This is a genomic window from Lentzea sp. NPDC059081 (assembly GCF_042738015.1).
Taxonomy (GTDB): domain Bacteria; phylum Actinomycetota; class Actinomycetes; order Mycobacteriales; family Pseudonocardiaceae; genus Lentzea.
In genome coordinates this window covers 1-25,145 of sequence record NZ_JBHYGW010000041.1, presented here as the reverse complement: position 1 = coordinate 25,145, position 25,145 = coordinate 1, and the positions used below count along the sequence as shown (strand labels likewise).

Sequence of the window (25,145 nt, the reverse complement as noted above, 5' to 3'; positions counted from 1 at the left end):
GACCCATCTCAACGGGGAAGACCCGGTGCTCACGCCCCGAACCGGCGCCGGTGACGGCCGTGGGTGGCGCGTTCGCCGCCCACGGCCCTCCTCCGCCTCAGCACACCGGGACGCGGTCCAGACCGGGGAAGTACTTCGCCCAGTCCTGATCGGACAGCACGGCGTCCGGCCCGGCGCAGATCTCGGCGATCACCTTCCCGACGTCCGTGCGCATCCGGAACACCGTGCTCCCGTCCAACCCGAGGAAGTCGTCCGCACGCCCCTGGTGACCGAGCGCCGAGATGCGGAAGGAGAAGTTCTCGAAGGTCGCGATCGGGTGGCCGGCGTCCTCGCCCGCCAGGTCCCAGACGCGCACCGACCTCTCCGCGCCGACCGCGAGCCGGCGGCTGTCCGGCGTGAACTGGACCTGGCTGATCTCCGCCGCCGGCGCACGCAGCACGAACCGCCGCGCCGGGTGCGCCCTGTCGACGACGTCCCACACCTCGACCTGGGCGTTGAGGGAGTCGGCGAGCACGAGGAGCCGTCCGTCCGGGCTGAACCCGAGCGGCGTGGTGAAGCTGTTGTGCAGGTTGAACTCGCTCACGTGCCGCAGTTCGCCGTCGGTGGTGCTCGCGATCTCCAGGGTGCTGGTGCCCGTGCGGAGCACCGCCAGCGTCGAGCCGTCCCTCGACAGCCGCAGCTGTGCCGCCGGGCCGACGTCCCGCCGCGGAACCTCGCTCAGCCGCTCGGTGCCGTCGTACCGCAGCACCACCGGCCTGCCCTCCCCCGCTCCGTCGTCGCGGACCCCCGCCAGGACGTCTCCCGTGCCGCTGGTGAAGATGCTGTTCCTCAGCGCCAGGGGTGCCTTCGCGAGCAGGCGTGGCCGGGCGAGGTCGGAGAGGTCGACCAGCTCGACCCCGTCGCCGGCCGAAACAACGGCACGGCGGCCGTCCGCGCTCAGCGCGGACGGCTTGGCGGGCAGCATCCCGATGGGCCCTGGCGACTCCGTCTCCACGTCGAAGAGCCGGAACCCCGGAGCCGAGGAGCTGCCACCGTGCAGGGCGGTGCGGCCGTTGACCTCGGTGAAGCCGACCGCCGCGTCCGGCCGGAACCACAGCACCGTTCTCCTGGCGCCCGCGTCGGTGCTCAGCAGGAGGTCGCGGGTGGCGTCGCCGGGCGCGACTCGGTAGGCGGCGAGGGCGACCGGCTTCGCCATCGCCGACTGCTGGTGCATCAGGATCCGTGCTTGAGCGGCGGCGGCACCGGCGATCGCGGCGTCCCTGCCCCGCGCGGCTTCCCCGGCCTTGACCGCGGCGAAGACGACCGTGCCGGCGAGCAGCACCACCAGCACCGACAGCACGGCCACCACCGATCGGACCTGGCGGACGCGGCGGCGCCCGGCGGCCTGGCTCGCGGCGAGGAACTCCCGTTCGGGGCCGGTGAGCGAGGCCGGGTCCAGCTCGGCGGCCTGGGCGAGGCGGGCGCCCTGGTAGAGGAGGTCGCGGTCGCCGTCCCACTGCGCCGCGGCCTCGGTGAGGCGGTGGTGGGCGCGCAGGGCCTCGCGGTCCTCGGCGATCCAGTCGCGCAGGCGCGGCCAGGAACGGATCAGCGCCTCGTGGGTGAGCTCCGCGTGCTGTTCGGTGAGCGTGACCAGGCGGGCGTTCGCGAGGCGGTCCAGGACCTCGGCGTCGAGGTCGTCGCGGAGGGCGCGGCGCTTGGTGTCCTCGGTGCCCTCGCCGAGGGCGATCAGGCGCAGGAAGATGCGCCGGGCCGTCTGCCGTTGCTCGTCCGTGAGCTGGTCGTGGACGGTTTCGGCCGTGTGGGCGATGGCGTGCTCGACCCCGCCCGCCTCCTCGTAGCCGGTCAGGGACAACGTCATGCCGCGGCGGCGGTGCCACGTCTCGACGAGCACGTGCTGAACGAGCGGGAGCGCGGCCGCCTGCCCCGCGACGTCGGCCACCAGGCGGGTGACCAGCGCCGACTCGACCGTCGCGCCGACGCGCCTGGCCGGTTCGACGATGGCGCGGCGCAGCTCGTCGGTGGTCAGGGGACCGACGAGGAGCTGGGCGCCGTCGAGGGCCTCGACGAGCTCGGGGTGGCGGCCGACGTGACCGTAGAAGTCCGCCCGGACGCCGATCACCACGCGTGGCGCCTGGACGAGAGCCCGCACGAACCAGTCGCGTTGCTCCGCGCCGCAGAGCGTGAAGACCTCCTCGAACTGGTCGACGACGAGGGCCAGCTCGTGCCTGCGCGCGAACAGACCCAGCGCGGCCGGGTCGGTGAGCTCGGAGTGCAGCACGACCGGCGAGTCGCCGGTGGCCTGGGCGAGCCGGACCGCGCACTCGTCCTGCGGGCGCACGCCCGGCGTGAGGACCAGCGCCCGGTCGAGGTGCGGCAGCAGCCCGGCGCGCAGCAACGACGACTTGCCGGAGCCGCTCGCACCGAACACGCCGACGAACGCCCGTTCGCCGACGAGCTCGCGCAGTCTCGCGGTGAGCCGCTCGCGGCCGAAGAACCGGTCCGCGTCCTCCTCCCGGAACGCCTCCAGCCCCACGTACGGGGCCTCGCCCGCCGGATGGGGCGGCGCCGCGATGTCGCGCCAGCGCTGCTCCCACTCGTCCGGATCGCCGCCGCACGCCGTGACGTAGGCGAGCGTGACCGCGAGACTCGGGAGCTTCTTGCCGCCCGCGGCGTCCGAGAGCGTCGCGGCGGAGTAATGCGCGCGTGAAGCCAGCACGCGGTAGGACGGTGTGCCCGCTCGGTCACGCAGCTCGCGGAGCCCGGTGGCGAAAGCGCCCAGTTCGGTGTCCGTGCTGTCCAGCGGGCGTTCGGTGCGTGGCATGACGGTCTCACCCCGGGACCGGTTGTCTTCACCTTGTTGTTCGACGTGCATGTCTCGACCCCTTACAACGTCGTCGCCATAGCGTTGCCGTCGCAAGGTGAAGGGGGCTTCACCGCAGGGCGTCCCTCCGGCTCTGGGGGCCGGAGGGACGCGCGGGTTCGAGTGTCGTCAGAGACCGACGAGCTTGTACAGGCCGCCGACCTCCTGGCGGTTCAGGACGCGCATCGAGCCGGGCCGCTGGTTGCCGAGCGACACGTCACCGACCGCGACGCGCACCAGCGACTGCACCGGGTAGCCGACGTGCTCGAGCAGGCGGCGCACGATGTGCTTGCGGCCCTCGTGCAGCACGACCTCGACGAGCGCCTTGCCGGGCACCGCGCTGATGAGCTTGAAGGAGTCGACCTTGACCGGGCCGTCGTCGAGCTCGATGCCCGCCTTGAGCTTCTTGCCGAGGCCCTTCTCGACGGGGCCGGGCACCTCGGCGAGGTAGGTCTTCTTGACGTTGTAGCTCGGGTGCATCAGCCGGTGCGCGAGCTCGCCGTCGTTGGTGAGCAGCAGCAGTCCCTCGGTCTCGGCGTCGAGCCGCCCGACGTGGAACAGCCGCTCGGCGCGGTTGCGCACCAGGTCGCCGACGCACGGGCGACCCAGGTCGTCCTCCATCGTGGAGAGCATCCCGTAGGGCTTGTTGAGCGCGATCGTGACGACGTCCTCGCGGATCTGCACCCGCACGCCGTCGACGTGCACGACCGCGGTCTCGGGGTCGATCCGCCGCCCCTGCTCGCGCACCACCTCGCCGTCGACCTGCACCCGCCCCTGGTCGATAAGCTCCTCCGAAGCACGGCGCGAGGCGATCCCCGCCTGCGCGAGCACCTTCTGCAGGCGCACGCCCTCGTTCTCAGACATCGTCGATCGCATCCACTTCGGGCAGGAGCGGGGCGATCGGCGGCAGGTCGCCCAACGACGACAGCCCCAACCGCTCCAGGAACAGTTCGGTCGTGCGGTACAGGATCCCACCCGTGTCGCTGTCGGTGCCCGTCTCCTCGATGAGCCCCCGAGCGACCAGGGTCCGGATCACCCCGTCCACGTTGACGCCGCGCACCGCCGCGATCCGCGCCCTCGTGACGGGCTGCCGGTAGGCGATCACCGCGAGCGTCTCCAGGGCAGCACGGGTGAGTTTCGCGCGCTGGCCGTCGAGCAGCAGCTTCTCCACGAACGGGGCGAACCGGTCCCGCGTGTAGAACCGCCAGCCGTCCCCCGCCCTGCGCAGGTCGATGCCACTGCCGGACTCGGTGTACCGGGTGGAAAGTGTACGGAGTCCCGCCTTGATTCTCTTAACCGGCTGCTCAAGGGCACTGCTGAGCTGGTCCTCGGCGATCGGGCTGTCGACGACGAGCAGCACCGACTCGAGCGCGGCCTCGAACGTCGCGTCGTCGGTGAGGTCGGGCAGCCCGCTGTCCTCGATGGCCTCCTCGGGGGCGGCGGCGAGCAGCTGAGCTTCGAGGGTGGCGGCGTCCTGGGTGTCCGCGACCTGGGTGTCGGCGAGGTCGGCCGGGTCGGTTTCGGGGGCGGGCTCGGACTCGACGGCAGGTGCGGCGTCGGCGGCGGGTTCGGCGGCGGGTTCGGCGGCGTCGGGTTCGGCGGGCGCGGCAGCGGGCTTGGGCTTCCGCTTGGCCGTGCGCTTCGGCACGGCCGGCGAGCTGGTCTCGGCCCCTGCGGTCTCGGCCCCTGCGGCGGAGTTGTCCACAGGCTCGGCGTCTGACGTGCCGTTTTCGTCGGTCCCGCCCGATAGACTGGACACCGGGGGCGGGACCGCGCCGCCAGCCGCACCGGCGGCGGCAGAGTCAGTCGCACCGGCACCGGCGGCAGCCTCCGACTCGTCGAGCACGACAGCGGCGGGAGCAGCGTCCGCGAGCGCGGCGTCGTCCCCGGTCTCCACCGGATCTCCGACCGCCCCGGCCGCCTCGCCCGCAGGCTGCTCCAGCTCAACTGCGGCAAAAGCGGCGTCTTCCAGCGCGGCATCCGGCTCCGCGGCGGCACCACCCCCAGCCGCATCACCCTCGGCCCCAGCGCCGCCCCCGTCGAACGCCGGCCCCGGCTTCTCGACCTCCGCCGCGTCCGGCCCCACCAGTGGCTCGCTCATCCGCCGTAGTCCTCATCCTCGTCACCGGCGTGCACCTGCGCCTGCGCCTGTTCCAACGTCCCGCCGACCCACGTCACCTGCAGCGGCCCGAGCGGGTCCTCCTGCTCGAAGGCCAGCGACTTCTCCCGGTACAGCTCCAGCAGCGCCAGGAACCGCGCCACGATCTCCATCGTCTCGGTGCAGTCGGCGACGAGCTCCGCGAACGACGCCGTGCCGCGTTCGACCAGCAACGCGCGCAGCACGTCGGCCGTCTCGCGGATCGACACGCGGTGCTGGTGGATGTGCGCGACCGACAGGGTCCGCTTCTGCTTCGGCCGGAACGCCGCGGCCGCGATCAGGGCGAACTTGCCCGGCGTCACGCCGAGCATCACCTCGGGCAGCAGGCCCTCGAAGCGCGGTTCCAGCGACACCGACCGCGGGTAGCGCCGGAACGCGCCCTGTTCCAGCTCCGCGAACAGGGCCGCGACCTGCTTGTACGCCCGGTACTGCAACAGCCGCGCGAACAAGAGGTCGCGCGCCTCCAGCAGGGCCAGGTCGTCCTCGTCCTCGACGTCACCGGTCGGCAGCAGCCGTGCGGCCTTCAGGTCCAGCAGGGTCGCCGCGATCACCAGGAACTCGGTGGTCTCGTCGAGGTCCCACGAGTCGCCCATGCCGCGGATGTGCGCGATGAAGTCGTCGGTGACCTGGTGCAGCGCCACCTCGGTCACGTCGAGCGTGTGCTGCGAGATCAGCTGCAGCAGCAGGTCGAACGGGCCCTCGAAGTTCGTGAGCTTGACCTTGAACTTGCCGTCCGGAGCTGCAGCAGGATCAGCGACCTCGGCGGGAGCGTCCTCGGTCACTGCTCGCGCAACCTGCGTACCAGCAACGACTCCTCGCCGAGCGCCTCCAGGTCGTCGAGCACGATCGCGATCGCCTCGCGCACCACGCGCCCGCGGTCGACGCCCAGCGAGTACGACGCGCGCAACGTCAGGCGCGCCTGCTCCAGCGCCAGCAGTTCCTCGTCGGACACGTACACCGTGATCTTCGTGGTGTGCTTGGTCCGGCCGGAACCACGCCGCTGCACGGGCGCGTCGACGGGCTCGGCAACAGGAGCAGCAGTCGAGCGGAACAACTCAGCCGCGCCCGGCAACGTGGGGCGACGGGTCACCGGGCGATCACCTCGCGGGCCAGCGCGCGGTACGCGTTGGCGCCCGAGGATCGGGGGGCCCAGCGGGTGATCGGCTCACCGGCCACGGTGGTCTCCGGGAAGCGCACCGTGCGGTTGATGACCGAGTCGAACACGATGTCGCCGAACGCCTCCACGACGCGCGCCATGACCTCGCGCGAGTGCAGCGTGCGCGGGTCGTACATCGTGGCGAGGATGCCGGTGATGTTGAGCTTGGGGTTCAAGCGTTCCTTGACCTTCTCGATGGTGTCGATGAGCAGCGCCACCCCGCGCAGCGAGAAGAACTCGCACTCCAGCGGGATCAGCACACCGTCCGCGGCCGCGAGGGCGTTCACCGTGAGCAGGCCGAGCGAGGGCTGGCAGTCGACCAGCACGTAGTCGTAGTGGTCGATGACGGGACGGAGGGTGCGCACGAGCGTGTGCTCGCGGCCCACCTCGGAGACGAGCTGGATCTCGGCCGCCGACAGGTCGATGTTGCTCGGCAGCAGGTCCATGTCGTCGACCATGGTCTTGCGGATGACGTCCGGGACGGCGGTGTCGCCCTCCATGATGACGTTGTAGATCGTGGTTTCCAGCTGGTGCGGGTGCACGCCGAGGCCCACGGACAGCGCGCCCTGCGGGTCGAAGTCGACGAGCAGCACCCGTCTGCCGTACTCGGCCAGCGCCGCGCCCAGGTTGATGGTCGTCGTCGTCTTGCCGACGCCGCCCTTCTGGTTGCACACCGCGAGGATCTTCGCCGGGCCGTGGTGCAGCAACTGCGGCGGATCGGGGATGAGCTTGCGCGCGCGACCCGTCGGTCCGATGCCGTCGACCGGCTCGTGGGCGACGTCGTCCACCGGCGCGGCGTGCGGGGCCAGGTTCAGGTCGGCACGGGGCGCGAAAGCGTGCTCCGGTGTCGACATGGCTGGCGTTCCCTCACTGGTCGTGGTCGTCTCTCCGGGCGCAGCGTAGGCCGCACCCGTGCGAGCGGCAACGCGCCTCGCCGGTGTTTGTCAAGACTTGGTCAGACAGCGACATCCGTTCGTGTGCGCCTGTCCACCGCCGAGAGAACCACGTCGAGCAGGCCGGGGAAGAGAAGATCCAGGTCATCGCGACGCAGCGACACCCAGCGCTGGTTCCCCCTGCACCGTGTCCGGGTGAGGCCGGCTTCGCGCAACACGCGCAGGTGCTGCGAGAGGGTCGACTTCGCCACTTCCACCTCGAAGGCCCCGCAGAGGCGTTCGCCGCTCGTCTGGATCTGGCGCACGACCGCGAGCCTCGTCGGGTCGCTCAGCGCGTGCAGCACCGCGGCTAGATCAATTGCCTGTGGGGACGGCTCGTCCAAGTTCGGCACCCGCCCACCGTACCCGTGGAAACCTCATGTTCCAGAGGCCCGAGGGTGCGCAGTTGCGTAGACCTCCCTCAAAGTCGTAACGGTCACCAGCGTGTACACCTGAGTGGTCGTAACCGATGCGTGCCCGAGAAGTTCCTGGACCACCCGAACGTCAGCACCCCCTTCCAACAGATGGGTGGCGAACGAATGCCGCAACGTGTGCGGGGACACCGCGGCGGTGATGCCGGCCTCCTCCGCGGCGGTCTTCAGAACGGTCCACGCGCTCTGCCGTGAGAGCCGTCCGCCGCGCGCGTTGAGGAACAACGCGGGCGTGCCACGACCCTTCGCCGCCAACGCCGGACGCGCGCGAACCAGGTACGCGTCGACCGCCGCCAACGCCGGTCTGCCCACCGGTACCAGTCGTTGCTTTCCTCCCTTCCCGTCCAGCAACACCGTCCGCTCGGTCGCGTCGATATCGTCGACGTCCAGCCCCACCACCTCGGAGATCCGCGCTCCCGTCGAGTACAGCAGCTCCAGCAGCGCCTTGTCCCTGAGGTTTCCCGCATTGTCGAGCAGGGTCAGCACATCGTTGATGGGCAAGGCTTTGGGCAGCCTCTTCGGTGGCGAAGGGGGGTGTACGGCCCGTGCGACGTCATGTGGCACAACGCCTTCACGGTGCGCGAAGCGGTGCAACCCGCGCACGGCAACCAACGTCCGTGCGGCCGACGACGCCGCAAGCCCGCTTTCCCGCAACGCGGCCAGGAACTCGCTCACGTGCATCTCGGTCACCGCGCCGAGATCCGTCACACCGACGGCTTCGAGGTGTTCGGTGTAGCGGCGCAGATCGCGGGTGTAGGAGTCGAGCGTGTTGCGTGCGGTGCCGCGTTCCACGGCGAGGTGGTCGAGGTAGGTCGCCACCAGGTCTTCAATCACGCCAGCCCTTCCAACACGATCTCACCGCCGGTCACGTTGACGCCCTTGGCGAGCGCCGGATCCGATGCCACGGCGAGGTCGAAACCCTTGTCCGCCAACGCGATGACGTACGGCAACGTGACGTTCGTCAGCGCGTACGTCGACGTGTTCGGCACCGCGCCCGGCATGTTCGCGACGCAGTAGAACACGGAATCGTGCACGCGGTAGGTCGGCGCGTCGTGTGTCGTCGGCCGGGAGTCCTCGAAGCAGCCGCCTTGATCGATCGCGATGTCCACGAGCACGCTGCCGGAACGCATCCGGGACACCAGCTCGTTGCTCACGAGCTTCGGCGCCCTGGCTCCCGGCACCAGCACCGCGCCGACGACGAGATCCGCCCAGCGGCAGGCCTTCTCGACCTCGTAGACGTTCGACGCGATCGTCTGCAGGTGCCCGCGGTAGGTGAAGTCGATCTGCCGCAACCGGTTGACGTTCGTGTCGAGCACGACCACCTCGGCCTGCATGCCGACCGCCATCGTCGCGGCGTTCATCCCCGCCACGCCCGCGCCGATCACCGCGACCTTGCCCGCGGCCACGCCCGGCGCACCGCCGAGCAACACCCCTCGCCCGCCCTGCGCGCGTTCCAGGCAATGCGCGCCCACCTGAGCCGCCATCCGCCCGGCGATCTCGCTCATCGGCGCCAGCAACGGCAACGACCCGTCCTGCAGTTGCACGGTCTCGTACGCGATGGCGGTGATGCCGGACGCCACGATCGCCTTGGTGCACTCGGCGCTCGCCGCGAGGTGCAGGTAGGTGAACAGCACCTGGTCTCGGCGCATCCGGTGGTACTCGGGCTCGATCGGTTCCTTGACCTTGAGCACCAGGTCCGCGAGAGCCCACACCTCGTCGGCCGACGACGCGATGCGCGCACCCGCCGCCGTGTACTCGTGGTCGGGGAACGACGAGCCGGCGCCGGCGTCCCGTTCGACCACGACCCGGTGCCCGCGGCGCACCAGCTCGACCACTCCGGCGGGCGTCATGGCCACGCGGTACTCGTGGTTCTTGATCTCCTTTGGGACACCGACCAGCATCGTCGCAGCGTATTCCCGATGTCGATCTGCTGCATCGGATACCGTGCTGAGTCGTGTCAGAAGCATTCGGGCCGGAGCAGCAGCGCATCGGCAACCAGCAGCGCGAAGAAGCGATCACCGCTCTCAACGACCACTTCGCGATGGCGCGGCTCGACATCGGCGAGTACCAGGAGCGCGTGAACCGGGCGTCGGGCGCGCAGTCGTACCACGAGCTCGCCGAGCTGTTCCGCGACCTGCCGCAGCCGCATCCGCCGTTCCTCGCGCCGCCGTCGGTGCCGTTCGCCGCCGTGCCCCCGCCGCCGCCGGGTTTCCCGCCGCAGCCCACGCAGCCCTACTACCCGCCGCCGACCGGGCCGCAGCAGCAGTACGCGGTCCCACCGCCGCCCGGCATGATGCCGCCCGGCTACGGCACCCCCGGCGCCCCGTTCGGCTTCGACCCGATCACCGGCGTGCCGCTGTCGGACAAGTCGAAGATCGCCGCGGGCGTGCTGCAGCTGTTCCTGGGCAACCTGGGCATCGGCCGGTTCTACACCGGCCACACCGGCATGGCCGTCGCCCAGCTGCTGACCTGCGGCGGCTGCGGCATCTGGTCGTTGATCGACGGGATCATCATCCTGGTCAACGGCGGCACGGACGCCCAGGGCCGCAAGCTGCGGGACTAGATACCCGCCAAGTTCCTGCCGACGCCCCACACGGCCGCGATGACGAGAACGGCGACACCGACCGACTTCGGCACGGATCGCCGCTCCCCGGTCCACTTGGAGCGCGTCCACCGTGCGAACAGCCACACGGCCAGAGGAACGCCCAACGCGAGCAGCACCGCGTTGTAGTGGAACGCGCTGACGACGTCGCCGTGCAGCAACGCGTGCACCATCCGCGTGGCACCGCAGCCGGGGCAGTTCAGGCCCGTGAGCCAGTTGAACGGGCACTTCGGCAGCAGGTTGCCGGGCTGGTTCGGGTCGACGAACAGCAGCAGCACCGCGCCCGCCCCGCCCAGCGCGAGAACGCCGAAGGGCGCCTTCACCCGTCCGAAGGCGCCCTTCACCGTCTGCATGAGCCCAACCTACTTCGTGCGCGCGACGAACCGGGTCGGCTTGTCGCGGAAAGGCGCGTCGGCCGGGCGCGGCTCCGCCCGTCCGTCGAGCACCTCGCGGGCCGCGAGCAGTCCGGCGACCGACGACGCGTTGACGATGTCGCCCGCCAGCACCATCCGCACGGCCTCGGCGAGCGGGAAGCGGTGGATCTCCAGGTCCGCCTCCTCCTCGCCCTGCACCTCGCGGTCGACCTCGGACAGCTCGCGCGCCAGGAACACGCGCACGACCTCGTCGGTGAACCCAGGCGACGCGGCCACGTCGACCAGCACGTGCCACTGCCGGGCGTCGAGCCCGACCTCCTCGGCCAGCTCGCGACGAGCACCGACGACCGGCTCCTCGCCCTGGTGGTCGAGCAGGCCCGCGGGCAGCTCCCACAGGTGCCTGCCGAGCGCGTGCCGGTACTGGTGGACCAGCGTGACCTGGCCCTCGTCGTCGACCGCGACGACCGCGACCGCGCCGGTGTGCTCGACGATCTCGCGCTTGGCCGTGCCGCCGCCCGGCATCTCGACCTCGTCGACGCGCAACGCCAGGATCTTGCCGACGTGCACGTCCTCGCTGGAGACCGTGCGGAAGTCGTGCCGCGCCGTCACTTCGACGCTCCCGCCGTCGCCAAAGGGAGGCGGTCGGCCACCCGGTAGTCGATCGCGGCCTTCACGAACGCCGCGAACAGCGGGTGCGGCTTCGTGGGACGCGACTTGAGCTCGGGGTGCGCCTGGGTGGCCGCGTAGAACGGGTGCACGTCGGCCGGCAGCTCGACGAACTCGACCAGGCGGCCGTCCGGCGAGACACCGGAGAACACCAGGCCGGCGTCGGTGAGCTTCGCGCGGTAGGCGTTGTTGACCTCGTAGCGGTGGCGGTGGCGCTCGGACACCTCGGTCGAGCCGTACGCGTTCGCGACGACCGAACCCGGCGTGAGCTTCGCGATGTACGCGCCCAGCCGCATGGTGCCGCCCATGTCGCGCTGACCGGCGACGACGTCCTGCTGGTCGGCCATCGTCGAGATGACCGGCGAGCCGCCCTCCTCGAACTCGCTCGAGCCGGCGTCCTCGATGCCCGCGAGGTTGCGCGCCGCCTCGATGACCATGCACTGCAGGCCGAGGCACAGGCCCAGCGTCGGCACCCCGCGCGTGCGGGTGTACTTCAGCGCGCCGATCTTGCCCTCGATGCCGCGCACGCCGAACCCGCCGGGGATCAGCACCGCGTCCATGCCGGACAACGCGCGCGCCGCGCCCTCGGGCGTCTGGCACTCGTCGGACGGCACCCACTTGATCTCGACCTTGGCGTGGTGCGCGAACCCGCCCGCCCGCAGCGCCTCCGTCACCGACAGGTAGGCGTCCGGCAGGTCGACGTACTTGCCGACGAGCGCGATCTTCACCGTCTCGGACGGGTTGTGCACGCGCTCGAGCAGGTCGCCCCACACCGTCCAGTCGACGTCGCGGAACGGCAGGTCGAGGCGGCGCACGACGTAGGCGTCGAGGCCCTCGGCGTGCAGCACCTTCGGGATGTCGTAGATCGACGGCGCGTCCACGGCCGCGACGACGGCGTCGGTGTCGACGTCGCACATCAGGCCGATCTTGCGCTTGAGCGAGTCCGGGATCTCCCGGTCGGCCCGGCACACGATGGCGTCGGGCTGGATGCCGATGTTGCGCAGCGCCGCCACGGAGTGCTGAGTCGGCTTGGTCTTCAGCTCGCCGGACGGCGCCAGGTACGGCACCAGGCTGACGTGCAGGAAGAAGACGTTGTCGCGGCCGACGTCGTGGCGGACCTGCCGGCAGGCCTCCAGGAACGGCAGCGACTCGATGTCGCCGACCGTGCCGCCGACCTCGGTGATGACGACGTCCGGCTTCACGCCGTCGGCGTCCGGCTCGGCCATCGCGCGGATGCGGCGCTTGATCTCGTCGGTGATGTGCGGGATGACCTGGACCGTGTCGCCCAGGTACTCGCCGCGCCGCTCCTTGGCGATCACCTCGGAGTACACCTGGCCGGTCGTGACGTTCGCGTCGCCGCTCAGGTCCCGCGCGAGGAACCGCTCGTAGTGGCCGATGTCGAGGTCCGTCTCCGCGCCGTCGTCGGTCACGAAGACCTCGCCGTGCTGGAACGGGTTCATCGTGCCGGGGTCCACGTTCAGATACGGGTCGAGCTTCTGCATCGTTACCCGCAGGCCGCGCGAGGTGAGCAACTGGCCCAGGCTGGAGGCGGTGAGCCCCTTGCCCAGGGAGGAGGCGACGCCTCCCGTGACGAAGACGTGCTTGGTCGTACGTGCCTGCTGCACCAACGGGGCTCCCGTGAAAATCGTGGGGGTGAGATCCCCCTATCCACGGGCCATAACGCTAACACGCCGCCGGTCACTCAGCGCACCACGACCCGGCACATCACATCACCCGATCGGCGCAGCGAGGGGTTTTCCGAACCTCCCCCGGCACAGCGCGAGATCAGGAATCGTTGTCGGGTGACCTTCGACGTGGCAGGGGACGCGGCACGAGCCATGCACGACCGCTCCGCGGCGTGGCGGTTCATCGAGGGGTTCGCGGCGTCGTGGGCCGACCCGCTGGAGCCGCAGGACGGCTGGACGCGCCGCGAGCTCGCCGAGACCGAGGACCGGCTCGGCGTCCGGATCCCGGAGGCGGTGAAGGAGGCGCTGTCGTTGTTCGGCAAGCGCCCGGACCTCACCAGCAACCAGGACCGCCTGCTCGTGCCGGAGGAGCTGCGCGTCGACGACGGCGTGCTGGTCTTCCGCGACGAGAACCAGTCCGTCGCCGCCTGGGGGACCTCGCTGGACGGCGAGGACCCGGAGGTCCTGATGAAGCTCGACCTCGTGGACAAGCGCGAGGAGCACTGGGAGTCCTGGCTGCCCCGGTTCTCGCAGGCGTGCGTCGAGATGGTGCTGTCCGAGGCGCTGTTCCTCGACGGGTCCGAGACGGCCGACAGGGAGATGTCCGAGGAGGACACCTCCCTGCTGGAGCAGCGGTACGCCACCCTGACGCTGCACAGCCCCGGCACCCGGTGGTTCGTCGGCGACGACCTGATCGTCCGCGAGGACGCCGACGAGTGGCTGTGGGCCCGCGCCCGCACGCCGGAGGCGCTGGAGCAGCTGCTCGCGCAGGTGCCCGGCGACTGGACGACGGAGTACTAGCCCGCGGTGCCCGGCGAGGACGCCTCGGCGTTGCCCGCGACCCCGTACCGGCCGGACCGGCCTTCCAGCTGCTCCCGCAACGCCATCACCACGACGACCTGGCCTGCCGGGGAGTCGGCGTTGTCCACCGTGGACAGGATGGACGTCGCGTTGGTGTCCGCGCGGACGACGCCGATCGCCCCCGTGCCGTTCGCGGACCCGTTCCCCCCGGCGAGCACGACCCCGGCGCCGGACCGGTCGAGCTGCGTCGCGAAGCGGGAGACGGTCGACGCGCGGTCGGCCGCCGAGTCACCGGTCGCGGCACCGCCGGTCAGCACGATCGCGAGCTGCGCGGGCTTCATGCCGGACGTCGCCTTCACGAACCCGGCGTTGGACAGGCCGGCGAGCGCGGCCGCCGCCTCGTCGGGCGTGGCCTGCGGCTCGTTGTTCGACGGGTTGAGCAGCAGCAACGTCCCGAACAGGCCACCGGCGCGGGTGCCGGGGTCGACGGCCGTGGGCAGCTGCGACCCGGCGGGCTGCAGCCGTGCGACGAGGTCGCGCAGCTGGTCGCCGCGGGACGGGTCGGCGAACGCGTCGGTCAGCTGGATCTCACCGGTGAGGGTGGCACCCGCGGACTTCAGCAGGCCGCTCAGCGCGTCCCGGTCGGACGGGCGGGCGTCGGCGGTCGTGACGATCACGACCGTGCGGTCGGTCAGCCGGTCCTTCACGGCGAGCGGGCCGACGGACGCGGCGAACTTGTCCGCCTCGGACAGCTTGGCGTTCAACGCGTTGCGGTCGTTCTGCAGGTCGTTCACCTGCTGTGCCAACGTGTTCTTCTCGTCGCTCAGGCCCGACAGCAGCCGGCCGCTGATCGCGGTCGACCCCAGCACGACCCCCACCGCGAGCGCGAGGAAGACCGCGGTGATCGAGACTATGTGGTACCGCAGCGTGATCACGACAAGATCCCCTTGAACCAGTTGACGACGGAGTGCCAGCCGTCGACCACGATGTCGACGTAGACGTGACCGACGCCGGACACCGCCAGCGCCGCGGCCATGGCGGCGATCGCGGCGGCCACCAGCAGGACGATCACGCCCAGCGAGACCCGGCTGCGGTGCAACGTCGCGACGGCCTCCCCGTCGACGAGCTTGCTGCCGAGCTTCAGCCGGGTGAGGAAGGTGGAGGGGTTCGAACCGGAGTGCCCGCGGTCGAGGAACTCGCGCAGCGTGGCGCGCAGTCCCACCGTGACGACCAGGGACGCGCCGTGGGCTTCGGCGAGCAGCAACGCGAGGTCCTCCGCGTTGCCGGACGCGGGGAACGTCACCGCGCCGATGCCGAGATCCTGGATCCGCTGCAGGCCGGGCGCGTGGCCGTCGGTCTGCGCGGGCACGACCACCTCGGTGGCCGCGCGCAGTGACGCGGTGCCGATGCCGTCGGGGTCGCCGACGATGATGTCCGGCTTGAGCCCGGCGTCGATCAGCGTGTCCGCGCCGGTGTCGACGCCGATCAGCACCGGCCGGTACTCGCGGATGTACTTGCGGAGCTTGCGCAGCTCCTCGGCGTGCGACGGGCCGCCCGCGACGACGAGCACCTGCCGGTCGCGCATCGGCACGTACACCTCGGGCACGCCGACGCCGTCGAGCACGAGCGCGCGTTCGCGGCGCAGGAACTCGATGGTGTTGGCGGAGAACGCTTCCAGCTGCGCCGACATGCCGGCCTTCGCCTCGATCATCGCGTCGGCGATGCTCTCGGCGTTCTGCTCGACACCCCGCGCGAGCTCGCGTTCGCCCGCGTAGACGGCACCGTCGAGCAGCCGGACCTTGGTGCCTTCCTTGATCTCCCGCAACGCGACCGCGCCGACGTTGTCGATCAGCGGGATGCCCGCCTCGACCAGCAGTTCCGGGCCGAGGTTGGGAAAGCGCCCCGAGATGGACGGCGACGCGTTCACGACGCCGACGACCTCGGCCGCGACGAGCGCCTCCGCGGTGCGCCGGTCGAGGTCGACGAGGTCGAACACGGCGACGTCGCCGGGACTGATCCGCCGCACCAGGTCGCTCGCGCGCCGATCAACCCGCGCGACGCCCGTGACACCGGGGAGTTCGTGGTTGGTGCGGCTCAGCAGCCCGGAAAGCTTCATGGGCCGATAGTGACCCACGGTGCGCACGCGGCAGGTGAGGCACGCCGGGCGTTTTCCGGGGTCAGTCGTCGGGGTGAACCACCACGGCGGCGAACGCGAGGACCACCGCGGCGAGCAGGACCCAGATCCCGGTGCCGAACCCCGCTTCCAGGGCCGGGTCGATCGCGATGTTGCCCTCCCGGTGGAAGCTGATCGCGTTCAGCAGGTAGACGAAGAGCATTCCCGTGACGCCCGCGAGTGCCGCCGCCCCGGCATAGGCGACCTTCCGCCACCTGATGCCGAGCAGGATCGTCACGGCCGCGGCGACGACCGGGACGGCGAACAACGGGCCGTGCGCGTCCTTCGTCCCGCCGAAGTGCGTGCTCCAGCCGGTGGTGACGTAGGCGGTCTGCGGCTGGCCGGGGGCCAGGCGGATGAGCAGCTCCGAGAACGGCAGGAACGTCGCGGCCACGGCAGCCGCGGCGGCCACCGCGAGGAGCACGATGCCGAGGATCCTCACGCCGCCTCCCGCTGGACGGCGACGGCACCGGCGAGCGCGACCAGCGTGCCGACGACCAGGAACACCAGCCCGAAGCCGAGCGCGAAGTCGCCCTGCTGCTCGACGGCGTGGCCGCGTTCGGAGACCAGCAGCGCCGCGGTGATGCCGACGGCACCGGTCTGGGCGGCGGCACCGGCCAGCGCGGCCCTGCTGACCCAGACGCCCGCGACGAGCAGCGCCGCCGTCACCGCGATCGGCATGCCGTACCAGGGCGACAGGTCACCGGCCGGCCAGTCGCCGGGCTTGTTGAGGACCTCCGTCCCCCATGCCCTGACCACGACCTCGACCCCGCCCGCGTACACCGTGGAGTACCACGGCAGCACCATGGCCGTCGCGGTCAGCACCACCCCGGCCGCGATGAGCGCGACCGCCGTAGGTCTTCCGATCACTGCGGCTCCTGCTGTCGCTCGATGCCGAAGGGAGGTGTGTCGTCGTCGGCGTCGAGCTGGTGCACGACGACCGCTGCTTCTTCTTCGAGGTGTTCTCGTGGCTTCCGCTGTTGCGCGAGCACGGCGCCCACGAGCCCGGCGACCGCTCCCGCGACCAGCAGGTAGGTGCCGGCCCGGAAGGTGTACTCGAACGACTCGCCGCCGCCCGGCCACGACTCCCTGATCGTCCGCTCGTGCAGGACCTGGGTGACGTAGTAGACCACGATCCCGGCCAGCGCTCCGGCACCGGTCAGCGCCAGTGCGCGTCCCTTGTCGCGGAACAGGAGCACGGCCGCGAGGACGAGCAGCGCGGCGCTGAGCACGACCGGCGTCCCGGCCGCGTAGTAGGCGACCTCGTCGTCCTGACCGGTGACCGGCGTGTCGGACTGGACGACCCACAACGTCGTGGCCACCGACCGGTCGGGCCCGTAGCCGTGGAAGATCATCTCGTAGGTGGTCCGGAAGCTGCCGACGACCACGGTCACCGCCGCGAGCACCAGCACCCCGGCCGCGACCGTCCGCCGGTCAGTCATTCTTGGGCTCCACGACCACCGGGAACCCGTACGGCGGCGTCTCGGTGTCGTCCGGCTCGTCGTCGATCTGGTGGATCACCACACCGTCCGCCGCCGTCTCCTGCTCGGACCCGCCGCGCGGCAGCTCCTGGTGCAGCACCGCCGACACGACCGCCACCCCAGCGGCCACGACCAGCAGGGTGATCCCAGGCCCCTGCTCGACCTCGAAGGGCACCGGCGCGTCGATGTTCTGCAGTCTCCGCACGATCGTCTGCACACCGCTGACCGCGGACCAGGCCACCCCCGCGAGCAGGCCGGCCCCGAGCAACGAGCCCACCCGCACCGCGGGCACCCGGAACGCCACCACCGCCGACAGCGCCATGGCCAGCGCGGCCACGACGACCGCCGTGCCGAGCTCCAGGGGCGCGAGCACCAGTGCGTTGCCGAAGTCGTCCCGCTCGACCGCCCAGAGCGTGCCCTCGAACCGGAACACGCGGTTGCGGGGCGACACCTGGACGGAATAGGCCGGCAGGAACGTGGCCGCCACCGCGAGCCCGGCCGCGACGAACACCAGCACCGCCCCGAACACCCGGCGCGTGGTCACAGATCCGGTCCACCTTCCACCGCACCACCGTGTGCGTCCGCTGACCGGTGATCGGTCACGAACCCATCATGCCGAACAACACGGCCAAGAGCGGGTCAGGGGCACTGTGAAACGGAGAGTGGCGCGGCACCGGACAAGGTGCCACGCCACCACGTCGTGCGACCGCTCGGGCAGCACCCGAGCCGTCGCCGCGTCAGGCCTTCTTCTTGCGCCGCCGCACCACCGGCGCCGCCGACTTGTCCGCCTTCGCCGCCGCCAGCAGCTCCTCGGCGTGCGCCCGGCCGGTGTCGGTCGAGTCCATGCCCGCGAGCATGCGGGCCAGCTCGACCACGCGCTGCGTCTCGTCGAGCTTGCGCACCGCGGACCGCGTGAAGGTGCCGTCCGCCGACTTGTCGACCACCAGGTGCCGGTCCGCGAACGCCGCGACCTGCGGCAGGTGCGTCACCACGATCACCTGGTGCGAGCGGGCCAGCCGGGCGAGCCGGCGGCCGACCTCGACGGCCGCGCGGCCACCGACACCGGCGTCGACCTCGTCGAAGACCAGGGTCGGCACCGGGTCGGAGTGCGAGAGCACGACCTCCAGGGCCAGCATCACGCGCGAGAGCTCGCCGCCGGACGCGCCCTTGTGCACCGGCAGGGCCGGGGCACCGGGGTGCGAGATCAGGCGCAGCTCCACGTCGTCGACACCGGACGCGCCCGCGTGCAGGATCGAACGGCCGACGGGCAGCGCCTGCGGGTCGCCCGACTCGGCGTGGCGGGGACGCACGGCCAGCTCGACCGAGGCGTGCGGCATCGCGAGGCCGTCGAGCTCCTCGGTGACGGCCTTGCCCAGTTCCAGCGCCGCCTCGACGCGGGCGGCGGTGACCCGTTCGGCCAGGCCCGCCAGCTCCACGGCCAGCGCGTCGCGGCGCTGGGCCAGGCCGGTCAGGGCCTCCTCCGACGTGTCGAGGCCGTCCAGCCGCGACCGGGCGTCGGCCGCCCACGCGATCACGCCGTCGACGTCCGCCGCGTACTTGCGGGTCAGCGCCTTCAGCTCGGCCTGGCGCTGCAGCACCTGCTCCAGGCGGCCGGGGTCGGCTTCGAGGTGGTCCAGGTAGCCCGAGATCTCGGCGCCGACGTCGGCCAGCAGCGTGGCGGCCTCGACCAGGCGCGGTTCCATCTCGCGCAGCTTCGGGTCCTCGGACGCGGACAGCCGGCGGGCGGCCTCGGAGATCAGGCCGAGCGCGCCGGGGTTGTCCGGGTCGCCTTCGAGGGAGCCGGACACCGCGAACTGCGCGCCCTGGGCGGCCTCGCGGAGCTGGTCGGCGTCGGCGAGGCGGCGGGCCTCGTCGTGCAGCTCGGCCTCCTCGCCCGGCTTGGGGTCGACCGCGTCGATCTCGGTCAGGCCGTGCCGCAGCAGGTCGGCCTCGCGGGCGAGCTCGCGGGAGCGCTCGGTGCGCTCCTTCAGCTCCGTCGAGACGCGCAGCCACTCCTCGCGCACGGACTGGTAGGAGCGCAACGGCTCCGCCACGTCGTCGCCGGCGAAGCGGTCCAGCACGCCGCGCTGCTCGGTCGGGCGCATGAGGCGCAGCTGGTCGTTCTGCCCGTGCACGGCGATCAGCTGCTCCGCCAGCTCGGACAGCACGCCGACCGGCACGGAGCGACCGCCGACGTGCGCGCGGGAGCGGCCGTCGGCGCCGACGGTGCGGATCGCGATCAGCGACCCGTCCTCGTCCGCCTCGCCGCCGACCTCCTCGGCCACCTTCGCGGCAGGGCTGCCCGCCGGAGCCTGGAAGCGGCCCTCGACCACCGCCTTGTCCGCTCCGGTGCGCACGCGGGACGCCTCCGCCCGGCCACCGCCGAGCAGGTGCAACCCGGTCACGACCATGGTCTTGCCCGCGCCCGTCTCACCGGTGACCACGGTGAATCCGGGATCTAGTTCCAGGGTGGCCTCGTCGATCACGCCAAGGCCATTGATGCGCATCTCGGCCAGCACAGGGCGAACCTTACTTGTCGAGTCCGACATTTCTTCGCGGGCACCGTAACGAGACAGTGCCGACGCACCGAGCGGCGCGGTCAGCCTGCTGCCGATGGTCCCCGCCATCCCTTCACCGGAAGATCGAACTTCTCGACCAGCCGGTCCGTGAACGGAGCCTGGCGCAGCCGCACGACCTTGAGCGGCACCTCGCCCTCCACGATCTCGATCCGCGCGCCCGCGGGCAGCTCGAACGTGCGCCGGCCGTCCGCGGACAACGCCGCGGGGTGCCCCGTCGCCTCGATCTCGAACGCCACGTGCGACTTCGGCGACACGACCAACGGCCGTGCGAACAGCGCGTGCGCGTTGCTCGGCACCACGAGGATCGCCTGCACATCCGGCCACACGACCGGCCCTCCGGCCGAGAACGCGTATGCGGTCGAACCCGTCGGCGTCGCACAGAGCACGCCGTCGCAGCCGAACGCCGAAACGGGCCGTCCGTCGACCTCGACGACGACCTCGAGGATGCGTTCGCGGATCAGCTTCTCGACGCTGATCTCGTTGAGCGCCCAGGTCTTCACGACGACCTCGCCGTTGACCTTCGCGATGAGGTCGAGCGTCATGCGCTCTTCCACGAAGTAGTCGCGTTCCAGCACGTGCCCGACGGCCTCGTGCAACGCGTCCGAGTCGGCCTCCGCGAGGAACCCGACGCGCCCGAGGTTCACCCCCAGCACCGGCACCCGCGCCGGGCGCGCCAGCTCGGCGCCGCGCAGCAGCGTGCCGTCACCGCCGAGGACGAGCACCAGCTCGGTGCCCTCGGCGGCGTGGTCGTCGGCGGGCACGACCTTGGTGCAGCACGACGGGCCGAGGTCACGCGCCTCGTCGTCGAGCACTCTCGTCGTGACGCCCCCGACCGCGAGACGGCCGGCCACCTGACGGGCGAGATCGATGTTGCTCTGGTGGCCGGTGTGGACGACCAGCAGGACTTCCCTCATTGGGGCCCTTCTTCGACGGCGGTGCGCACCATCTCCGCGGGGTCGACCGGGTCGCCCTTGCGGAGCCAGAGGAAGTACTCGACGTTGCCGGACGGCCCTGGCAGCGGGCTCGCGACGACCCCGTGCACGGCCAGGCCGAGCTCGGCGGCCGCCCCGGTCACCTCGAGGACGGCGGCGGCCCGCAGCTCGGGGTCGCGCACGACGCCACCCGAGCCGAGCCGTTCCTTGCCCACCTCGAACTGCGGCTTGACCATCGGCAGCAGATCGCCCTCCTCGTCGAGGCACGCGGCCAGTGCGGGAAGCACAAGCCTCAACGAGATAAACGAAAGATCGGCCACCACGAGTTCAACGGTGCCGCCGATGTCCTCGGGCGTGAGGGTGCGGACGTTGGTCTTGTCCTTGACCACGACCCGGTCGTCGGTCTGCAGCTTCCAGTCGAGCAGACCCCTGCCGACGTCGGCCGCTACGACCTGCCGGGCGCCCTTGCGCAGCAGCACGTCGGTGAAACCGCCGGTGGACGCGCCGGCGTCGAGACAGCGCCTGCCGGTCGGGTCGATCCGGAAGCCGTCGAGCGCGCCGATGAGCTTGTGCGCGCCCCTGGAGGCCCAGTTCGGGTCGTTGTCGATGTCCTTGACGACGACCGCGTCGGAGGTCTCCACGGCGGTCGCGGGTTTCGTCGCGACGGTGCCGCGGACCTTCACGCGACCGTCCGCGACGAGCTGGCTGGCGTGCTCACGGGACCTGGCGAGCCCCCTGCGCACGAGTTCGGCGTCGAGCCGCACCCTGCGAGGCACTGTGCATCACACCTTGTCGATGCTCGACAGCGCATCGGTGAGCGTCGCGTGCACGGCGTCGAACCGCGCCACGTGCTCGGCGAGGGGAACGTTCTCGAGCCCGTCGAGCCTCTCCAGCGCGCCGTCGATGGCGTCGGCCGGGTTGGGCGGCGGTCCGGGCAAGGGGTAGTTCACGGACCTACGGTAGCCGATGGAGTACTGACAGGTCCGCGCCGACATACGTGGGCTTCTGCTCATCCGGAAGCGCTTGCGCCTCTTCCTCCGTCGACACACCCGTGAGGACGAGCAGCGAGTCCATCCCGGCGTTCACCGCGCCCAGGATGTCCGTGTCCAGGCGGTCGCCGATCACCAGCGGCCGGTGCGCGCCGAGGTCCTTCGCCGCCTGCTGCAGCAGCGGGGTGGCGGGCTTGCCGGCGACGAGCGGCTCCTGGCCGGTGGCGGTCTTCAGCGCCGCGACCAGGGAACCGTTGCCGGGCAGCAGCCCGCGTTCGGTGGGCAGGGTGGCGTCGACGTTGCACGCCACCCACAGCGCACCGGAGCGGATGGCCACCGCGGCCTCGGCCAGCTCGCGCCAGCCGAGGTCCATCGACAGCCCCTGCAGGACCGCCACCGCGCCCTCGGCGGTGTCGGTCGGGACGAGTCCGCGCTTCAGCACCTCGGCCTCGAGGGCCTTGGTGCCGAGCACGAGCACAGTGGATCGAGCGGGCAGACGCTCGGCGAGCATCGCCGCACCCGCCTGCGAGGAGGTGCTCACCTCCTCGACGCTCGTGTCGAACCCGAGCTCGAGGAGGTGGTCGGCGACCGCCTGCGGTGAACGAGAGGCGTTGTTGGTGACGTAGCGGATCCCGACGCCGTGCTCTTTCGCCTTGGCGACGGCTTCCACCGCGCCCGGCACGACCTCTTTGCCGCGGTAGACGGTGCCGTCGAGATCGATCAGCAGGGCGTCGTACCGGTCGACCAACGTCTCGCTCACTGCTCTCCGGTCTCCTCTGCGCCGGCCTTGTCCTGGCTGGCCTTCTCCGGGGTGGCCGCTTCCGGGGCGCTGTCCTCGTGGGTCAGCTCGAACGCGCGCTCGGCGGCGTCCGTCTCCCCCTCGTCGTCGGCCTCGGCGGCGTTGAGGAACCACTTGACCGCTTCCTCGGTGCGACCGGCCGCCGCCAGGTTGTCGGCGTAAGCGTAGAAGAGCCGCGCGGAGTAGGGGGTGCGCTGGCCGGGGTCGAGGTCCGGCCCCTGCAGCGCGACGACGGCCGCGTCGAGCTGGCCCATGTCGCGACGAGCGCCGGCCGCGACGATCCGCAGCTCGATCTCGTCCTCCTGGCTGAGCTCCTTGGCCGACGGGTCCTTCGCGAGGTCGATCGCCCGCTCGGGCCGCCCGAGCGCCCGCTCGCAGTCGGCCATGATCGCCAGGTGGCCCGGGCCGGGCATCATCCGGCGCGCGGCGCGCAGCTCGCTGAGGGCCTCGGCCCACTCGTCCGCGAAGTAGGCGGTGAGACCCGCCGCCTCGCGCACGACACCGACCCGCGCCGCCTTGCTGCGCGCGTACCGGGCGTGCTCGAGCGCGAGCTCCGGCTCCTCGTCGATCAGCAGCCCGGCCGCGGCCAGGTGCCGTCCGACGATCTCCGCGAGCCCCTTGGGCAGGCTGCGCAGCTCGGCCTTGATCTCCGGGTCGAGCAGGGAGAGGTCGGCCTCCTCCGGCAGCTCGGGACGCCCGCCGCGCGGGGCGGGAGCGTCGTCGCGCTGGTCGGCCTGGGGCTCGTCGTCGGCGGACTCGTCCGCGGAGTCGCCGGCGTCAGCGTCGGTCTCGCTGACCTCGTTCTCGGTGTCCACGTCATCGGACGCCTTCACGACGTCGTCTTCCCGAACGTCTGCCGTGGCGTCCTCGGGGGTCTGCTCGCGGCTGGCGGCGGCACGGCTGGCCGCTGCCCCGTCACCGAGGCGGTAGCCGGCGCGCTCGCCGTCCGAGGTGGCCTCCGGGGTCACCGGGGAGGTCGCCTCCGCAGGGGTGTCCTGGTCGGCCTTACGCTCCTGGAAGCGCGCGGCCCGCTCGCGGCTGCGCTCGTCCCGACGGTCGTTGGTGCGCGCGTTGTCGCGGTCACCGGGACGCGAGTCGCGACGGTAGCCACCGCGGTCAGAGTCGGTCTTCCGGTAACCACCCCGGTCGTTCGAGCCCCTGTCGTGCGAGCTCCGGTCGCTGGACCCCCGGTACCCACCGCGGTCACCCGAGTCCTCACGGCGGTACCCACCGCGATCACCGGAACGCTCGCCGGAGCGCTCACCGCGGTACCCACCGCGGTCGCGGTCACCCGAGCCCTGGCCGCGGTAGCCGCCACGGTCGCCCGAGTCGCTCTTGCGGTACCCGCCGCGATCACCGGAGTCGTCCCGGCGGAAGCCGCCCGGACGTCCGCCGCGGTCGTTCGAGTCGTCCCGGCGGTAGCCGCCGCGGTCGTCGGAACGGCCACCGCGGTACCCACCGCGATCACCCGAGTCGTCGCGGCGGAACCCGCCGCGGTCACGGTCGCCACCGCGGTCGGAGCGGAAGCCGCCCCTGTCGTTGCTGGAACCACGGTCGTTCGAACCCCGGTAGCCACCGCGGTCACCGGAGTCGTCGCGGCGGTACCCGCCGCGGTCACCGGAACGCTCGCCGCGGAACCCGCCACGATCTCCGGAGTCGCTCTTGCGGTACCCGCCGCGGTCGTCCGACCGGCCACCGCGGTACCCACCGCGGTCACCGGAGTCGTCCCGGCGGAACCCGCCCGGACGTCCACCGCGGTCGTTCGAGTCGTCCCGACGGTAACCACCGCGGTCGCGGTCGCCAGAGCCCTGGCCGCGGTAGCCACCACGGTCGCCGGAGCTCTCCTTGCGATAGCCGCCACGGTCGCCCGAGTCGCTCTTGCGGTATCCGCCGCGGTCGTCGGAACGGTCACCGCGGTATCCACCACGATCACTCGACTCGTTCCTGCGGTAGCCACCGCGGTCGTTCGAGTCGTCCTTGCGGTAACCAGGACGGTCACCAGAGCCCTGGCCGCGGTACCCACCGCGGTCCGAGTCGCTCTTCCGGTAGCCACCGCGGTCGCTCGAACGGTCGCCGCGGTAACCACCGCGATCGCCGGAGTCGTCCTTGCGGTAGCCACCGCGGTCGCTGGAACCCTGACCGCGGTAGCCACCACGGTCACCGGAGCCGGCGCGGTTGTCTCGACGGTCACCGCTGTTGGTGCGGTCGCCGGAGCCTTCACCACGCTGAGAGTTGCTGCTGAACTTCCGATCGCCTGCGGGACGGCCACCCTCGGAACGGCGCGGTCGGTCTCCCTGGCCACGCTGACGGTCGCCGGGACGATCCCCGAACCTGGACACCAATTCCTCCTACTACTGTGGACACGCTGAAAGGGGCCTGTGAGCGAAGCACTGTAGTTGTGCCCCGCGATCACAAGCCCCTTCAGGGAAGTAAAGTTCGGCGGCGACCTACTCTCCCACACCGTAACCAGTGCAGTACCATCGGCGCAGAAGGGCTTAACTACCGGGTTCGGAATGGGACCGGGTGT

26 protein-coding genes and 1 rRNA gene are annotated in these 25,145 nt (G+C 71.5%); 2 read left to right on the top strand and 25 right to left on the bottom strand.

Going from position 1 to position 25,145, the window contains the following annotated elements; translation table 11 throughout:
- Positions 1-97: 97 nt before the first annotated feature.
- The 9 genes from ACFWV3_RS42395 to ald all read right to left on the bottom strand — a co-directional run bounded on the left by ACFWV3_RS42395 (position 98) and on the right by ald (position 9,438).
- The gene (locus ACFWV3_RS42395; protein ID WP_382419626.1) at positions 98-2,821 is read right to left on the bottom strand and encodes a hypothetical protein; all 2,724 of its coding nucleotides are present in this window, start codon (positions 2,819-2,821) and stop codon (positions 98-100) included.
- 168 nt (positions 2,822-2,989) lie between these two features.
- Positions 2,990-3,724 (bottom strand): pseudouridine synthase, encoded by a 735-nt coding sequence (locus ACFWV3_RS42390; RefSeq protein ID WP_382419624.1) that lies wholly within the window; start codon positions 3,722-3,724, stop codon positions 2,990-2,992.
- Positions 3,717-4,961, bottom strand: coding sequence for an SMC-Scp complex subunit ScpB (gene scpB / locus ACFWV3_RS42385; RefSeq protein ID WP_382419622.1), 1,245 nt, complete (start codon positions 4,959-4,961; stop codon positions 3,717-3,719). The genes ACFWV3_RS42390 and scpB overlap by 8 nt, the downstream gene beginning before the upstream one ends.
- Positions 4,958-5,800, bottom strand: coding sequence for a segregation and condensation protein A (locus tag ACFWV3_RS42380; protein ID WP_382419620.1), 843 nt, complete (start codon positions 5,798-5,800; stop codon positions 4,958-4,960). Before ACFWV3_RS42380 ends, scpB begins: the two co-directional genes overlap by 4 nt.
- Positions 5,797-6,108: a hypothetical protein gene (locus tag ACFWV3_RS42375; protein ID WP_382419618.1), complete on the bottom strand. Its 312-nt coding sequence runs from the start codon at positions 6,106-6,108 to the stop codon at positions 5,797-5,799. Before ACFWV3_RS42375 ends, ACFWV3_RS42380 begins: the two co-directional genes overlap by 4 nt.
- On the bottom strand, positions 6,105-7,028 hold the full coding sequence (locus tag ACFWV3_RS42370; RefSeq protein ID WP_382419616.1) for a ParA family protein: 924 nt from the start codon (positions 7,026-7,028) through the stop codon (positions 6,105-6,107). The genes ACFWV3_RS42375 and ACFWV3_RS42370 overlap by 4 nt, the downstream gene beginning before the upstream one ends.
- A gap of 101 nt (positions 7,029-7,129) precedes the next feature.
- Entirely contained in the window at positions 7,130-7,459 is a 330-nt protein-coding gene (locus ACFWV3_RS42365) for an ArsR/SmtB family transcription factor (RefSeq protein ID WP_382419614.1), read from the bottom strand.
- Between the two features lie 24 nt (positions 7,460-7,483).
- Entirely contained in the window at positions 7,484-8,359 is an 876-nt protein-coding gene (xerD, locus tag ACFWV3_RS42360) for a site-specific tyrosine recombinase XerD (RefSeq protein ID WP_382419651.1), read from the bottom strand.
- An 8-nt stretch (positions 8,360-8,367) separates the two neighbouring features.
- A complete protein-coding gene (gene ald, locus ACFWV3_RS42355; RefSeq protein WP_382419612.1) occupies positions 8,368-9,438 on the bottom strand; it encodes an alanine dehydrogenase in 1,071 nt (356 codons plus the stop codon).
- 53 nt (positions 9,439-9,491) lie between these two features.
- Here ald and ACFWV3_RS42350 point away from each other — a divergent pair, with 53 nt between their 5' ends.
- A complete protein-coding gene (locus ACFWV3_RS42350; protein WP_382419610.1) occupies positions 9,492-10,100 on the top strand; it encodes an NINE protein in 609 nt (202 codons plus the stop codon).
- Here ACFWV3_RS42350 and ACFWV3_RS42345 read toward each other — a convergent pair.
- The 3 genes from ACFWV3_RS42345 to ACFWV3_RS42335 are packed head-to-tail and all read right to left on the bottom strand — an operon-like array spanning position 10,097 to position 12,804.
- Positions 10,097-10,492: a DUF2752 domain-containing protein gene (locus ACFWV3_RS42345; RefSeq protein ID WP_382419608.1), complete on the bottom strand. Its 396-nt coding sequence runs from the start codon at positions 10,490-10,492 to the stop codon at positions 10,097-10,099. The genes ACFWV3_RS42350 and ACFWV3_RS42345 overlap by 4 nt on opposite strands.
- Positions 10,493-10,501: 9 nt before the next feature.
- Positions 10,502-11,122, bottom strand: coding sequence for an NUDIX domain-containing protein (locus tag ACFWV3_RS42340; RefSeq protein ID WP_382419607.1), 621 nt, complete (start codon positions 11,120-11,122; stop codon positions 10,502-10,504).
- Positions 11,119-12,804 (bottom strand): CTP synthase, encoded by a 1,686-nt coding sequence (locus ACFWV3_RS42335; RefSeq protein ID WP_382419606.1) that lies wholly within the window; start codon positions 12,802-12,804, stop codon positions 11,119-11,121. The genes ACFWV3_RS42340 and ACFWV3_RS42335 overlap by 4 nt, the downstream gene beginning before the upstream one ends.
- A gap of 177 nt (positions 12,805-12,981) precedes the next feature.
- Here ACFWV3_RS42335 and ACFWV3_RS42330 point away from each other — a divergent pair, with 177 nt between their 5' ends.
- Positions 12,982-13,665, top strand: coding sequence for a hypothetical protein (locus ACFWV3_RS42330; RefSeq protein WP_382419605.1), 684 nt, complete (start codon positions 12,982-12,984; stop codon positions 13,663-13,665).
- On the opposite strand, the gene ACFWV3_RS42325 is transcribed toward ACFWV3_RS42330, so the two are convergent.
- The 13 genes from ACFWV3_RS42325 to rrf all read right to left on the bottom strand — a co-directional run.
- A complete protein-coding gene (locus ACFWV3_RS42325) occupies positions 13,662-14,600 on the bottom strand; it encodes a copper transporter (protein WP_382419604.1) in 939 nt (312 codons plus the stop codon). The genes ACFWV3_RS42330 and ACFWV3_RS42325 overlap by 4 nt on opposite strands.
- Positions 14,597-15,781, bottom strand: coding sequence for a putative cytokinetic ring protein SteA (gene steA / locus ACFWV3_RS42320; RefSeq protein ID WP_382419603.1), 1,185 nt, complete (start codon positions 15,779-15,781; stop codon positions 14,597-14,599). The genes ACFWV3_RS42325 and steA overlap by 4 nt, the downstream gene beginning before the upstream one ends.
- A gap of 61 nt (positions 15,782-15,842) precedes the next feature.
- Positions 15,843-16,280: a hypothetical protein gene (locus tag ACFWV3_RS42315; RefSeq protein WP_382419602.1), complete on the bottom strand. Its 438-nt coding sequence runs from the start codon at positions 16,278-16,280 to the stop codon at positions 15,843-15,845.
- Positions 16,277-16,708 carry a hypothetical protein gene (locus tag ACFWV3_RS42310; RefSeq protein ID WP_382419601.1) on the bottom strand — a complete coding sequence of 144 codons (432 nt, stop codon included), beginning with the start codon at positions 16,706-16,708 and terminating at the stop codon, positions 16,277-16,279. Before ACFWV3_RS42310 ends, ACFWV3_RS42315 begins: the two co-directional genes overlap by 4 nt.
- Complete coding sequence (locus tag ACFWV3_RS42305; protein ID WP_382419600.1) at positions 16,705-17,280, bottom strand: hypothetical protein; 576 nt, start codon at positions 17,278-17,280, stop codon at positions 16,705-16,707. The genes ACFWV3_RS42310 and ACFWV3_RS42305 overlap by 4 nt, the downstream gene beginning before the upstream one ends.
- Positions 17,273-17,863 carry a hypothetical protein gene (locus ACFWV3_RS42300; RefSeq protein WP_382419599.1) on the bottom strand — a complete coding sequence of 197 codons (591 nt, stop codon included), beginning with the start codon at positions 17,861-17,863 and terminating at the stop codon, positions 17,273-17,275. The genes ACFWV3_RS42305 and ACFWV3_RS42300 overlap by 8 nt, the downstream gene beginning before the upstream one ends.
- A gap of 193 nt (positions 17,864-18,056) precedes the next feature.
- Complete coding sequence (gene recN / locus ACFWV3_RS42295; protein WP_382419598.1) at positions 18,057-19,826, bottom strand: DNA repair protein RecN; 1,770 nt, start codon at positions 19,824-19,826, stop codon at positions 18,057-18,059.
- Positions 19,827-19,918: 92 nt separating this feature from the next.
- Complete coding sequence (locus tag ACFWV3_RS42290; protein WP_382419597.1) at positions 19,919-20,812, bottom strand: NAD kinase; 894 nt, start codon at positions 20,810-20,812, stop codon at positions 19,919-19,921.
- A complete protein-coding gene (locus ACFWV3_RS42285) occupies positions 20,809-21,606 on the bottom strand; it encodes a TlyA family RNA methyltransferase (RefSeq protein WP_382419596.1) in 798 nt (265 codons plus the stop codon). The genes ACFWV3_RS42290 and ACFWV3_RS42285 overlap by 4 nt, the downstream gene beginning before the upstream one ends.
- A gap of 6 nt (positions 21,607-21,612) precedes the next feature.
- Positions 21,613-21,780: a hypothetical protein gene (locus ACFWV3_RS42280; RefSeq protein ID WP_176946829.1), complete on the bottom strand. Its 168-nt coding sequence runs from the start codon at positions 21,778-21,780 to the stop codon at positions 21,613-21,615.
- Positions 21,781-21,784: 4 nt separating this feature from the next.
- The gene (locus ACFWV3_RS42275; protein ID WP_382419595.1) at positions 21,785-22,579 is read right to left on the bottom strand and encodes an HAD-IIA family hydrolase; all 795 of its coding nucleotides are present in this window, start codon (positions 22,577-22,579) and stop codon (positions 21,785-21,787) included.
- Positions 22,576-24,957, bottom strand: coding sequence for a hypothetical protein (locus ACFWV3_RS42270; protein WP_382419594.1), 2,382 nt, complete (start codon positions 24,955-24,957; stop codon positions 22,576-22,578). Before ACFWV3_RS42270 ends, ACFWV3_RS42275 begins: the two co-directional genes overlap by 4 nt.
- Positions 24,958-25,052: 95 nt before the next feature.
- Positions 25,053-25,145, bottom strand: a 5S ribosomal RNA gene (gene rrf / locus ACFWV3_RS42265); the annotation flags it as partial.